Below are 12595 nucleotides of genomic sequence, written 5' to 3'. Positions count from 1 at the left end.
GGGTCAGCGGGGGACGGCGCGGCCGCTGTCCCGGCGCCAGGCGCTGAACGAGCTCACCGACACCGTGCCCGGGCGCACCAGCCACGGCCACGGGTGCACCTCGGTCGGCCGCAGCCGGCCGGCGAGCCGCTGCCAGCCGGGCACCGGCGCCCACGTCGAGGCCAGCGACCGGCCGGCGAGCTCGCTGTCCACCGCACCCCGGCGGACCTCGACCGGCCGGGTGGCGGCCAGCTCGCCCACGGTCTCGGCGAGGAACACCAGCCGCTTGCCCGACAGCCGCAGCCGGGCCAGCAGCGGCTCGTCGAACACGAACACCGCCGGGCGGTCGGGGTCTGCGGCCAGCGCCGGGTCGGCGGTGCCCAGCGACTCCGCGGTCAGCCACACCTGCGCCGCCCCGCCGCCCTCGACCTCGACCGGCCCGGCGGGCACCGGCGCCCGGCCGAGGTCGGGGCCCGCGACGCGCGGACCGGTGTCCGCGTCGGGCCACTGCTCGATCGGGCAGGCATCGGCCAGCGCGCAGCCCCGGCACAGCTCCGGCGCCCGCTTCTGCACCTGCCAGCGGCTGAACCCGTAGGGCTTTCCGCTGCCGGTGCCCACGGTCCACTGCCAGCCGAGCCGGTTGGCCGCCCGCGAGCCGTCGAGCAGGTGCACGTAGGTCTCGTCCTCCCCGGCCCGCCAGTCGGCGCCCGCGCGCACCGACCACTGGGAGGCCAGCCACATCCGCGTCTGGTTCACCAGCCAGCCGTCGGTGCGCAGCTCCCTGGCGACCGTGGCGGTGCAGTTCATCTCCGCCGGCCACGGGTCGTCGGCCCACGGTGCCCCGGCCGGCACCGCGACGTCAGGCTGGGCATGGCGCAGTTCGGTGCCGAGCTGCCGGCCCACCCGGGCGTAGAGGTGCCGGGCGAACTCCTGCCACAGCAGCTCGTCGCGGTACTTCGTCCGGTCACGCGGCGGTGCGCCGGACACCGCCGTCCACACCACGGGCAGCGGCAGCAGCCCGTGCCGGATGTAGGGCGACATCCGGCTGGCCCCGCGTCGGGCCACCGGGAGCACGGTGCTCCGGTTGCCGGCGTAGCCGCTGACGTCGAGTGCGGCCAGCGCGGCGTCGGCGGCGCTCTGGCCGCCGCGGACGACGCCGGGCGCGACGCCGTCGGGGCCCTCGCGGGTGAGGTCGCCGAGGTGCGCGGCGACCCACCGGGCGACGTCGGTGGGGGTGGCGCCGGTGGACGGGGACGGAGGAGCGGGCAGCAGCGGCACGCCACCACTGTCCCCTCGATCACCGACAGTCCGCGGGGCACCGGCGCGGGGGAGGGGGACCCGTGCCGACGGAGTGCGAGCGCACGAGCGCGACGCCGGATCGTGCGCCTAGGCTCGCACCGTGGAACGACGGATCTTCGGCATCGAGACCGAGTACGGCGTCACGTGCACCTTCCAGGGCCAGCGCCGGCTCTCCCCGGACGAGGTGGCCCGCTACCTCTTCCGCCGGGTCGTCTCCTGGGGGCGCAGCTCCAACGTCTTCCTGCGGAACGGCTCCCGGCTCTACCTCGACGTCGGCAGCCACCCCGAGTACGCCACCGCCGAGTGCGACGACGTCACCGAGCTGGTCGTCCACGACAAGGCCGGGGAGCGCATCCTCGAGGGCCTGATGATCGACGCCGAGCAGCGCCTGAACGAGGAGGGCGTGTTCGGCGACATCTACCTCTTCAAGAACAACACCGACTCCGCCGGCAACAGCTACGGCTGCCACGAGAACTACCTGGTGGGCCGGCAGGGCGAGTTCAGCCGCCTGGCCGACGTCCTCATCCCGTTCCTGGTCAGCCGGCAGATCGTCGTGGGCGCGGGCAAGGTCCTGCAGACCCCGCGCGGCGCCGTCTACTGCGTCAGCCAGCGGGCCGAGCACATCTGGGAGGGCGTCTCCAGCGCCACCACCCGCTCCCGGCCGATCATCAACACCCGCGACGAGCCGCACGCCGACGCCGAGAAGTACCGCCGACTGCACGTCATCGTCGGCGACTCGAACATGAGCGAGACGACCACCCTGCTCAAGGTCACCATCACCGACCTGGTGCTGCGGATGATCGAGCAGGGCGTCCCCATCCGGGACATGACGCTGGAGAACCCGATCCGGGCCATCCGCGAGATGAGCCACGACCTCACCGGACGGCGCCGGGTGCGCCTGGCCAACGGCCGGGAGATGTCGGCGCTGGAGATCCAGCAGGAGTACCACGACCGGGCCGCCGAGTTCGTCGACCGTGAGGGCTACGGCCCGGTGCACCGGCAGATGCTGGAGCTGTGGGGCCGGACGCTGAAGGCCGTCGACACCGGTGACCTGTCGCTGATCGACCGCGAGGTCGACTGGGCGATCAAGCACTCGCTGATCCACCGCTACATGGCCAAGCGCGACCTCCCGCTGTCCAGCCCGCGGATCGCCCAGCTCGACCTGGCCTACCACGACATCCGCCGCGACCGTGGCCTGTACTACCTGCTGCAGAACGCCGGCCAGGTCGAGCGGGTCGCCCACGACCCGGCGATCTTCGAGGCCAAGAACGTGCCGCCGCAGACCACCCGGGCCAAGCTGCGCGGTGAGTTCATCCGCCGCGCGCAGGAGAAGCGGCGGGACTTCACCGTCGACTGGGTGCACCTCAAGCTCAACGACCAGGCCCAGCGCACCGTGCTGTGCAAGGACCCGTTCAAGTCCGTCGACGAGCGCGTGGAGAAGCTGATCTCCAGCATGTGACGAGTCCGGCAGACTGCCGCGGTGACCAGCCGCGCCGACGCCCTGCTGGCCGGCCCGCGCGGTCGCCGGCTGTGCCTGCAGATCGTCGTGGCCGGGGCGGGTCCGTGGGGGTGGCCGCCGCTCACCTGGCGGCAGGGCGTCAGTGGGTACCCCGTGGGCCGCGTCGAGGCGCTGGAGGTGCACGCGTCACTCGCCGCCCAGGTCGCCGCCACCGACCTCTCCTCGATCGGCCGGGCGGACGTCCTCCAGGCCCTGGTCACGTCCGTCGACGGGGCGATGTACTGGCAGCCACCGGACGACGCCGACCAGCTGCTCGCCGACCCGGCCCTCGCGGCGCTGCTGGCGCCGGTGGCCGAGACGGTCACGGCCGCCCCGGACACCCGGTGGTGGGCCGACCCGCTCGCCCGCAGCGATCAGCACGCCGTCGCCTGGCCGGCGGGCGACCCGCCCCGGTACACGTCCCCGCAGACCGCGGGGGTGCACGCCGCGCTGCGCGACTGGCGCACGGACACCGGCGCCGACGAGCGCCGGGCCGCCGCTGACCGGCCGCGGGACCTCGACGCCCTGCTCAGCGGTCGGTGGTGGTGCACGCCGGCGACGTCGGCGGTGGTGGTCACCAGCCGGCGCATCCCCGGTGTCGCCGACCTCGACGGGCAGGAGCTGCCGGCGCCGGCCGGGCTGGTCCTCGTCGAGGACGGGTGGGGCTGGGCGACGGCCCGCAGCTGGCCGGTGCCGGTCCCGGCGGGCGCCCGGGTGCACGAGGTCACCGGACCGGACGACTGGGCGGCCCTGGTCGGCCGGCACCCGCTGCCGGCGACGGCGTCCCGGCGACACGACTGGTACCGGACGACCGGGCAGGACGCCGACTGGATCCTCCCGGACTGGTCGTCCATGGCCGAGGAGTTCGACGCCGTCCACCTCACCGTCGACGGCTACCTGTCCACCGTCGGGCGGGCTCTTCCCGTGCCGGGGACGGCTGCTCACACCGTGCTGGCCGGCGCCGCTCCCGACGCCACCTGGTGGCTCACCGACCTGCCCGAGCTCAGGGAGCCGACCCACTGGCGGCGTCTGGACGACGACCCTCCGCACTGGGCGCCGATCTGAGGAAACCGGTTGGCCGGCCCGGGAGACTCCGGTCATGGGCACCGTCCTCGTCACCGGCGTCAGCCGCCGGGCCTCCATCGGCTCAGCGATCGCCCGGCGGCTCCTCGACCGTGGCGACCGGGTCGTCGTCTCCTCCTGGGCCGCGCACGACGCGGAGCAGCCCTGGGGCGGCGACGACCTGGCCGCCGTCCTCGCCGCGTTGGGCGACCCGCCGCACGTCAGCTGCGACCTGGCCGACCCCGCCGCCCCGGCCGCACTGGTCGCCGCCGCCCGGGACGCCGTCGGCCCGCTCAGCACCCTGGTCGCCGCCCACGCCCGCAGCGCCCGGGGCGGGCTGGCCGACGTCGACGCCGCCGAGGTCGACGCCTGCTTCGCCGTCAACACCCGGGGCAGCCTGCTGCTCACCCAGGCCTTCGCGGCCCAGTACGAGCCCGCGGCCGGACCGGGCTCCGTCGTCCTGTTCACCTCCGGGCAGCACCAGGGCCCGATGGCCGACGAACTGCCCTACGCGATCAGCAAGGGCGCGATCCAGCAGATGACCCTGTCGCTGGCCGACGCGCTCAGCGACGCCGACATCACCTGCAACTGCCTCAACCCCGGCCCGACCGACACCGGGTGGGCCGGCCCCGCGCAGGCGGACCTGGTCGCCCGGGCCATGCCGCGCGGCCGGTGGAACACCGCGGAGGAGGCGGCCGGTGTCGTGGCGTGGCTGACCGGCCCCGACGCCCGCTCGGTCACCGGCCAGACCCTCGACGCCGAGGGCGGCTTCCGCCGCTGGGCCTGACGGCGTCGCAGGCGTTCCGTACGCCTCACCTGCCCTGCAGCACGAGCAGTGCGCACGGAACGCGTGCAGAGCGGGACGGCGCAGCGCGGCGGGTCAGGCCGGGGGCGGGCCGAAGAGCGTGATCTGTGCGGCGTAGCGGCCGGCCGCGGCGGCGGAGAGGAAGTAGGCGCGGTCCTCGGCCAGCCCGCGGCCCATCGTCGACAGCTGCGCGGGGGAGGCGGCCAGCGCGTCGTCCAGCCCGGCGCTGTCCACCCACTCCACGGGGTTGCGCTCGGGCTGCCCGGCCAGGTCCTCCTCGATCTGGCTGCCCAGCTCCGAGCCCAGCCCGCGCGGCGCCACCAGGGTCACCCCGGCCAGCGCCACCCGGCCGAACGCGGTCAGCGAGTGGTGGGAGACCCCGCGGTGCCGCGGCCGGGGGTCGGCGTCGGAGATCCGCAGCGCCCCGATGGTGCGGCCCCCCAGCACGGCCACGGCGTTGCACGCGTCCCCGGCCGCCACGCCGGAGAAGCCCCACGGCGTCCCGGTCCCGAGGTTGCCCGGGCCCTGTGTGACGACGGCGATGTCGGCGTGCAGCACGTGCCGGGCCGCCAGCAGCCCGGTGTGCACGGTGACCGCCTCCAGGTCACCGCCGAAGGCCTGCCCGACGGTCACCACCCCCACCAGCGAGCCGGCCAGTGCGTCCAGGGTCCGGCTGAACGCCGCCGGCAGCGCGCCGCCGTCGGTCATCACGTAGGCGATCCGCAGCGCCGGGTCGGTGACGTGTGCCCCGGCCACGACCGCCGGCAGCGCGGAGTGCAGGTCGGCCACCACCACCGGCATCCCGTCGAGGTCCTCGGCCTCGGCGATGGTCGCGTGGTGCGCGCTGCCCTGCTCGTCGACGCCGGGCGCGGTCACCTGCAGCGGTCCGTAGCGGCCCTTCACCAGGTGCCCGGGGCCGGTCGGGTCCAGCGGCAACCGGTCGGGGACGGCGACGACGAGGGCGTACCCACCGGTGCCCAGGTGCTGCGCCCACGCCGTGGTGTTCAGCAGCACCGTGTCGCCCACCTGCGGGGACCCGACCACCGACGGGTGCGCCAGTGCCGGGACCGCGCCGTCGCCGGGCACGGCCACGGTCAGCTCGCGGGCGTCGTGCCACGTCCGGCCGAGCCCGGTCACCTCACCGCGGCGCCAGCGGATCCGCGAGCCGGGGGCGGGGGAGGGGGCGTCGGTCACCGGAGCAGAGTAGGGGAGCTGAGGGCCCCGCCTCAGGAGCAGCCCGACACGCGCGGGGCACTAGCCTGTGCGCGTGGCAGCCAAGCGGGCAGAACGACTGGTGAACCTGGTCATCGCCCTGCTCGGCACCCGGCAGTACGTGTCGGCGGCCAAGATCCGGTCCATCGTCCCCGGCTATGAGCCCGACGACGGCACCGAGCGCGCCGACGAGGCCTTCAAGCGCATGTTCGAGCGCGACAAGGCCGAGCTGCGCGAGATCGGCGTCCCGCTGGAGACCGGCCGCACCAGCGCCTTCGACACCGAGGACGGCTACCGGATCGCCCGCGTCGACTACGAACTGCCCGAGATCACCCTCACCGGCGAGGAGGCCGCGGCCGTCGGCCTGGCGCTGCGGCTGTGGCAGTCGGCGCAGCTGGCCGGGGCCGCGCAGAGCGCACTGGTGAAGCTGCGCGCCGCCGGCATCGAGGTCGACTCCGGCCGAGGGGTGCCCATCCAGCCCCGGCTGGACGCCGGCGAGCCCGCCTTCGAGCCCTGCTACGTCGCCGCCCGCGACCGCCGGGTGCTCACCTTCGACTACCGCCGTCCCGACGAGCAGGCCCCGCACCGCCGCCGGGTGCAGCCCTGGGGCGTCGTCGCCTGGCACGGCCACTGGTACCTGGTCGGGCACGACCTCGACCGCCGGGCCCCCCGGGTGTTCCGGCTGTCCCGGGTCACCGGGACGCCGAAGGCCAGTGGCCCGGCCGGCGCGTTCTCCCCACCGGCCGACCTGGACCTGGCCGCGGTGGTGGCCCGGCAGGAGTCCCGCGCCGAGCAGCTGGTGGTCGTGCGCGCCAGCCCCGGGACGGCGATCGGGCTGCGCCGCACCGCCGAGCCGCTGGGCGCCGCCGAGGACGGCGACGACCGGCTGCAGCTGCGCACCACCGAGCCCGAGCAGCTGGCCGACACCCTCGCCGCCTACGGTGCCGACGTGCTGGTCGAGGCACCGCAGAGCGTGCGCGCCGCCGTGATCGAGCGGCTCACCCGGCTGGCCGCGCTGGGGGAGCCGGCATGACGGCCCCGAGCACCGCCGAGCGGATGACCCGGCTGCTGACCCTGGTCCCGTACCTGCAGGCCCGCCCCGACGGGGTCCGGCTGGCCGACGCCGCCGGCGACTTCGGCGTCACCGAGGCCCAGCTGCGCCGCGACCTGGACCTGCTGTGGGTCTGCGGGCTGCCCGGGCACGGCCCCGGTGACCTCATCGACCTGGCGTTCGAGGGCGACCGGGTGCGGGTCACCTTCACCGCGGGCATGGTGCGGCCGCTGCGGCTGAGCACCGACGAGGCCGTGGCGCTGATCGTCGCGCTGCGCACCCTGCTGGAGATGCCTGGGCTGGCCGAGGGGGAGGCCGTCAGCCGCGCCCTGGCCAAGGTCTCGGCCGCCGCCGGGCACCCGGGGGAGGTCCAGGCACCCGTCGCGGTCAGCGTGGGCGCGGCCGAGCAGTCCCTGGCCGTGGTCCGCGACGGGCTCGAGCGGGGCCGGGCGCTGCACCTGCACTACTACGTCCCCAGCCGCGACGAGCGCACCGAGCGCACCGTCGACCCGATGCGGCTGCTGCTGGTCGACGGCCGCTGGTACCTGGAGGCGTGGTGCCGCAACGTCGAGGGCACCCGGCTGTTCCGCCTCGACCGCATCGACGAGGCCACCGTGCTCGACTCCCCGGCCGCCCCGCCGGCCGAGGCGACCGAGCGCGACCTGGACTCCGGGCTCTACCAGCCCGGCGCGGGGTCACCCCTGGTCCGCCTGCGGCTGGCCCGCACCGCGCGCTGGGTGGCCGACTACTACCCGGTCGAGGACGTCGAGGAGGTCGACGACCCGGCCGGGGGCCTGGCCGTGGCGATCAGGACGTCGGACCTGTCCTGGGCCCGCCGGCTGGTCTCCTCCCTGGGCGGGGCAGCGCTGGTCGACTCCCCGGCCGAGCTCGCCGCACAGGTCGCCGGCGAGGCCCGCGCGGCCCTGGCCCGGTACGCCGACTGAGGGCCGCGGCGGCCGGGGACCGTTAGGGTCGGCCCGTGTTGCTGATCGTGTGGATCGCCGTCGCCGTCCTGGTGCTGCTGGTGCTGGGCACCCTGGCCTACAACGTGCTGGGCGCGGCCGGGCGGCTGGGCCGGGAGCTGCGCGCGCTGGAGCGCGACGCCGCCCCGCTGCTGGCCGAGGCGCAGGCCACCGCGGCCCGCGCCGCCGCCGCGCGGGCCGAGCGTCCGGCGTCCACGGACTGAACCGGTCGGCGTCCCGGGTGCGAACGCCTCGGCGACGCCGTCCTGAACTGCAGGTGGACGCCGCACGTACAGGCTCGGCGAGACCTGGACCCCACAGGGGCCGGGCGTAGAGTCGGCGCTGCTCGCCCCAACGACTCGGAGGACCCGATGAACCTCGGCCCGATGGAGATCGGCCTCATCATCCTGGCCGTCCTGCTGCTCTTCGGCTACAAGAAGCTGCCCGACGCCTCCCGTTCGATGGGGCGCTCGATGCGCATCTTCAAGAGCGAGATGAAGGGCATGAAGGACGACGACGTCCGCGCCAAGGACGAGGCCCGCACCACCCCGGTGACCGGGCAGATCGTGGCCCCCTCGCCCGTGGCCGGCGCCACCCCGGTGACCCCGGTCGACCTCGAGGCCGAGGCGGCTGCCGCCGAGGCCCGGGCAGCCACCGCCCGCGCCGCCGCAGAGCGCGCCCGCACGTCGGCGGCCTCCGCCGACACCGCCCGCTGACCCGCAGCACCACCCGCCGCCCGTGACCCTGGCAGGGCGCACCCGCGATCGTGCTCCGCGGCGTCCCGAGAGGGACGCCGCGGCGACGATGAGCCTCGTCGGCCACCTCCGCGAACTGCGCAACCGCATCGGCGTCGCGCTGCTATTCGTGCTGATCGGCACCGCGGTGGCGTTCTGGTGGTACGACCACGGCCTGGGCGAGTTCATCCGCGCGCCCTACTGCGGGCTCGACCCCGACCTGCGCGGGCTCGGCACGAACGCCAATGGCGACTGCAACCTGCTGGTCACCAACGTCTTCGGCGGCGCGCTGATCCGCCTGAAGATCGCCTTCATCGTCGGCATCGTGCTGTCGGCGCCGTTCTGGCTGTACCAGATCTGGGCCTTCCTCACCCCGGGCCTGAAGAAGAACGAGAAGCGCTACGGCGTCGGGTTCGTGACCGCCTCCTCCAGCCTATTCGTCCTCGGTGCGGCGCTGGCCTACGTGTCGCTGTCCAAGGGCCTGGAGCTGCTGCTCGGCCTGGCCGGTGACGGCGTCACCATCGCGCTCACCGCCCAGGACTACATCGGCTTCGTCATCTCCCTGCTGGTCGCCTTCGGCGTCAGCTTCGAGCTGCCGCTCATCGCGGTGGCGCTGAACCTGATCGGCGTCCTGTCCTACGCGGTGCTGGCCAAGAGCCGGCGCTGGCTGTACTTCCTCACGATCGTCTTCGCCGCGTTCATCACCCCCACGCAGGACCCGTTCACGATGCTGCTGATGGCCGCGCCGATGTGCCTGCTGTTCGAGCTCGCCATCCAGGTCGCCCGGGTCGTGGACAAGCGGCGGGCCAAGCGGGCGGCCGCCGACGGGCTGGCCGGGCTCGACGACGACGAGGCCTCCCCGGCGATCGCGGCCGCGACTCCGTTGGACGCCGGCGCGCTCGACGCACCGGAGCGCGTCACGTCCAGCCCGCTGGAGGCCCCCGACACGGTGGTGTCCAGCCCGCTCGAGGCACCCGGCGTGGTCCGGGCCGGCCCCCTCGACGAGCCCGGCACCCCCCGCGCCTGACGCCCGCCGTCGACCCGCCGTCGTCGTCCGGCCCGTCAGCAGGGCCCGCGCGAGCGTGCGAGTGGCGGAGGGCTGACAGGTCCCTACTGTGGGGGCATGTCCAGCCCGGCTGAGCGGTACGCGGCTGCCCGCCGGCGTAACGCACACCCCACCCTGTCGGAGTTCACCGCCGAGCTCGGCTTCTCCCTGGACCCCTTCCAGGTCGAGGCGTGCGAGGCGCTGGAGGAGGGGTCCGGCGTGCTCGTCTGCGCCCCGACCGGTGCCGGGAAGACCGTGGTCGGGGAGTTCGCCGTCCACAAGGCCCTGCAGGAGGGCCGCAAGGCGTTCTACACGACGCCGATCAAGGCGCTGTCGAACCAGAAGTACAGCGACCTCTGCGAGCGCTACGGGGCCGACCGCGTCGGCCTGCTGACTGGCGACAACGCGATCAACGGCGACGCCCCCGTGGTCGTGATGACCACCGAGGTGCTGCGCAACATGCTCTACGTCGACTCCCCGGCGCTGACCGACCTCGGCTACGTGGTCATGGACGAGGTGCACTACCTCGCCGACCGGTTCCGCGGCGCGGTCTGGGAGGAGGTGATCATCCACCTGCCCGAGCACGTCCGGCTGGTGTCGCTGTCGGCGACGGTGAGCAACGCCGAGGAGTTCGCCGACTGGCTGGTCACCGTGCGCGGGGACACCCGGGTCGTGGTCAGCGAGATCCGGCCCATCCCGCTGTGGCAGCACATGCTGGTCGGTGGGCGGGTGTTCGACCTGTTCGCCCTGCGCCCGGCCGCACACGCCGGGGAGTGGGAGCAGACGCCCCGGGGGCTGTCGACCCGCGAGCGCGGCCGGGCCGTGGTCGACCCGGAGCTGGTGCGCTACGTGCACGAGCAGGAGCGGCGCTTCGACTCCTGGCACGGCGGTGGCGGCAACGGCCGCAACGGTTTCGGCTCCAAGCCGCGCTACTCCCCGCCGTCCCGGCCCGACGTCATCGAGCGGCTGGACCGCTCCGGCCTGCTGCCCGCGATCACCTTCGTGTTCAGCCGCAACGGCTGCGACGCCGCGGTGCACCAGTGCCTGGCCTCGGGTCTGCGGCTGACGGATGAGAACGAGCGCGCCGCCATCGCCGAGATCATCGACCGGCGCACCGGGGCGCTGCCCGACGAGGACCTGCACGTGCTGGGCTTCTGGGAGTGGCGCGAGGGCCTGCTCGCCGGGTTCGCCGCCCACCACGCCGGCCTGGTGCCCGCGTTCAAGGAGACCGTCGAGGAGTGCTTCGTCCGCGGACTGGTCAAGGCCGTGTTCGCCACCGAGACCCTCGCCCTGGGCATCAACATGCCCGCCCGCACCGTCGTGCTCGAGAAGCTGGTCAAGTGGAACGGCGAGGAGCACGCCGAGGTGACGCCGGGGGAGTACACCCAGCTCACCGGCCGGGCCGGGCGCCGCGGCATCGACGTCGAGGGGCACGCCGTCGTCGTCTGGGGGCCCGGGGTCGACCCGGCCGTCGTCGCCGGGCTCGCCAGCACCCGCACCTACCCGCTGCGCTCCTCGTTCCGGCCCAGCTACAACATGGCCGTCAACCTGGTCGGCGCCTTCGGCCGGGAGCGCGCCCGGGAGCTGCTGGCCGCCTCCTTCGCCCAGTTCCAGGCCGACCGCTCCGTCGTCGGCCTGGCCCGCTCCGCCGCCCGGCACGAGGAGGACGCCGCCCGGCTGGAGGCCGAGGTGCGCGGCGGCCTGGCCGACCAGGTGTTCGACGTGGCCGGCTACGCGAGGCTGCGCAGCGAGATCTCCCAGCGGGAGAAGGCGCTGTCCCGCGACTCCCAGGCCAAGCGCCGGGCCGACGCCGCGGAGTCCCTGGCCGCGCTGCGGGCCGGTGACGTCATCCGGGTGCCCAGCGGACGCCGGCAGGGCCTGGCCGTCGTGCTGGACCCCGGCCTGACCGAACTCGCCGACCCGAACCCGCTGGTGCTCACCGAGGACAAGTGGGCCGGCCGGCTCGGCTCTGGTGACTTCCCGACCCCGGTGACCGCGCTGACCCGGCTGCGGGTGCCCAAGAACTTCAACCACCGCAGCCCGCACGCCCGCCGCGACCTGGCCTCCACGCTGCGCAACGCCCGCACCGAGAACGACCTCGGCGCCCGCCGGACCCGGGGCCGCTCCGGCGCCGACGACGACCCAGTGCTGTCCGACCTCCGGCACGCGCTGCGCGCCCACCCGGTGCACGCGCTGCCCGACCGTGAGGAGCGGGTGCGCGCCGCCGACCGCTGGCTGCGGGTGCTGCGCGAGGCCGAGCAGCTGCGCCGCCAGATCGCCGAGCGCACCGGGTCGCTCACCGCCCAGTTCGACCGCACCTGCGACGTCCTCACCGAGCTGGGCTACCTCGTCCCCGAGCCGGTGGTCGCCCCGGACGTCGACGAGCGCCCGGAGCTGGTCACCGACGCCGGACGGCGGCTGGGCCGGATCTGGTCGGAGACCGACCTGCTCACCGCCGAGTGCCTGCGCGCCGGGGTCTTCCGCGGGCTCACCCCCGCCGAGCTGGCCGGGGTGGTGTCCGCGCTGGTGTTCGAGGCGCGGCGCGACACCGTCGCCCAGCCCTCGGTGCCGGCCGGCAAGGTGACGGGGGCGCTGGCGGAGATGCGCCGGGTGCACGAGCGGCTGGCCGACGTCGAGCGCGACCACGGCGTCCCGGTCACCCGCGACCTGGACCTCGGGTTCGTCTGGGCGGCCTACCGCTGGGCCGACGGGCAGACCCTGGACCGGGTCCTCGCCGGCGCCGAACAGGCCGGCACGGAGCTGTCGGGCGGGGACTTCGTGCGCTGGGCCCGCCAGCTCATCGACCTGCTCGACCAGCTGGCCAAGATCGCCGACGAGCCGCTGGCCGGCATCGCCCGGTCGGCGGTGGGCCGGGTGCGGCGCGGGGTCGTGTCGGCCTCGGTCACCGGGTAGGGCACGATCGCCGCGCGCGCCCCGCAGCGGGGCCG

11 protein-coding genes are annotated in these 12595 nt (G+C 75.0%); 9 read left to right on the top strand and 2 right to left on the bottom strand.

The window, feature by feature from the left end; genetic code table 11:
• Positions 1–3: 3 nt before the first annotated feature.
• Positions 4–1257: an FAD-binding domain-containing protein gene (locus tag GCU67_RS14820; protein ID WP_163611985.1), complete on the bottom strand. Its 1254-nt coding sequence runs from the start codon at positions 1255–1257 to the stop codon at positions 4–6.
• A gap of 121 nt (positions 1258–1378) precedes the next feature.
• Here GCU67_RS14820 and pafA point away from each other — a divergent pair, with 121 nt between their 5' ends.
• Genes pafA through GCU67_RS14805 form a run of 3 tightly spaced genes read left to right on the top strand, consistent with a single transcriptional unit; the run spans position 1379 to position 4625 of the window.
• Positions 1379–2737, top strand: coding sequence for a Pup--protein ligase (gene pafA, locus GCU67_RS14815; protein WP_163611984.1), 1359 nt, complete (start codon positions 1379–1381; stop codon positions 2735–2737).
• A 21-nt stretch (positions 2738–2758) separates the two neighbouring features.
• On the top strand, positions 2759–3841 hold the full coding sequence (locus tag GCU67_RS14810) for a hypothetical protein (protein ID WP_163611983.1): 1083 nt from the start codon (positions 2759–2761) through the stop codon (positions 3839–3841).
• Positions 3842–3875: 34 nt separating this feature from the next.
• Positions 3876–4625 carry an SDR family oxidoreductase gene (locus GCU67_RS14805; protein ID WP_163611982.1) on the top strand — a complete coding sequence of 250 codons (750 nt, stop codon included), beginning with the start codon at positions 3876–3878 and terminating at the stop codon, positions 4623–4625.
• 93 nt (positions 4626–4718) lie between these two features.
• On the opposite strand, the gene GCU67_RS14800 is transcribed toward GCU67_RS14805, so the two are convergent.
• Positions 4719–5837 carry a DUF3866 family protein gene (locus GCU67_RS14800; protein ID WP_163611981.1) on the bottom strand — a complete coding sequence of 373 codons (1119 nt, stop codon included), beginning with the start codon at positions 5835–5837 and terminating at the stop codon, positions 4719–4721.
• Positions 5838–5910: 73 nt separating this feature from the next.
• Here GCU67_RS14800 and GCU67_RS14795 point away from each other — a divergent pair, with 73 nt between their 5' ends.
• The 6 genes from GCU67_RS14795 to GCU67_RS14770 all read left to right on the top strand — a co-directional run bounded on the left by GCU67_RS14795 (position 5911) and on the right by GCU67_RS14770 (position 12560).
• Positions 5911–6888 (top strand): WYL domain-containing protein, encoded by a 978-nt coding sequence (locus tag GCU67_RS14795; protein ID WP_163611980.1) that lies wholly within the window; start codon positions 5911–5913, stop codon positions 6886–6888.
• Positions 6885–7850: a helix-turn-helix transcriptional regulator gene (locus GCU67_RS14790; protein WP_163611979.1), complete on the top strand. Its 966-nt coding sequence runs from the start codon at positions 6885–6887 to the stop codon at positions 7848–7850. Before GCU67_RS14795 ends, GCU67_RS14790 begins: the two co-directional genes overlap by 4 nt.
• A 35-nt stretch (positions 7851–7885) precedes the next feature.
• Positions 7886–8092, top strand: coding sequence for a hypothetical protein (locus tag GCU67_RS14785; RefSeq protein ID WP_163611978.1), 207 nt, complete (start codon positions 7886–7888; stop codon positions 8090–8092).
• Between the two features lie 147 nt (positions 8093–8239).
• Complete coding sequence (gene tatA, locus GCU67_RS14780; RefSeq protein WP_163611977.1) at positions 8240–8584, top strand: Sec-independent protein translocase subunit TatA; 345 nt, start codon at positions 8240–8242, stop codon at positions 8582–8584.
• 88 nt (positions 8585–8672) lie between these two features.
• Entirely contained in the window at positions 8673–9629 is a 957-nt protein-coding gene (gene tatC / locus GCU67_RS14775) for a twin-arginine translocase subunit TatC (protein WP_163611976.1), read from the top strand.
• Positions 9630–9725: 96 nt separating this feature from the next.
• A complete protein-coding gene (locus GCU67_RS14770) occupies positions 9726–12560 on the top strand; it encodes a DEAD/DEAH box helicase (protein ID WP_163611975.1) in 2835 nt (944 codons plus the stop codon).
• The last annotated feature ends 35 nt before the right edge of the window (positions 12561–12595 follow it).

It is taken from the genome of Modestobacter muralis, from assembly GCF_010682105.1.
In the GTDB taxonomy this organism is placed as follows: Bacteria; Actinomycetota; Actinomycetes; order Mycobacteriales; family Geodermatophilaceae; genus Modestobacter; species Modestobacter muralis.
Note: the sequence above shows the minus strand (reverse complement) of the source record. Positions and strands in the feature narration are given on the sequence as shown.

What these genes read in the sequence shown, in the direction of transcription:
- tatA (WP_163611977.1), top strand. Translation starts at nt 8,240, where the DNA reads ATGAACCTCGGCCCGATGGAGATCGGCCTCATCATCCTGGCCGTCCTG.
- GCU67_RS14770 (WP_163611975.1), top strand. Translation starts at nt 9,726, where the DNA reads ATGTCCAGCCCGGCTGAGCGGTACGCGGCTGCCCGCCGGCGTAACGCA.
- GCU67_RS14805 (WP_163611982.1), top strand. Translation starts at nt 3,876, where the DNA reads ATGGGCACCGTCCTCGTCACCGGCGTCAGCCGCCGGGCCTCCATCGGC.
- GCU67_RS14790 (WP_163611979.1), top strand. Translation starts at nt 6,885, where the DNA reads ATGACGGCCCCGAGCACCGCCGAGCGGATGACCCGGCTGCTGACCCTG.
- tatC (WP_163611976.1), top strand. Translation starts at nt 8,673, where the DNA reads ATGAGCCTCGTCGGCCACCTCCGCGAACTGCGCAACCGCATCGGCGTC.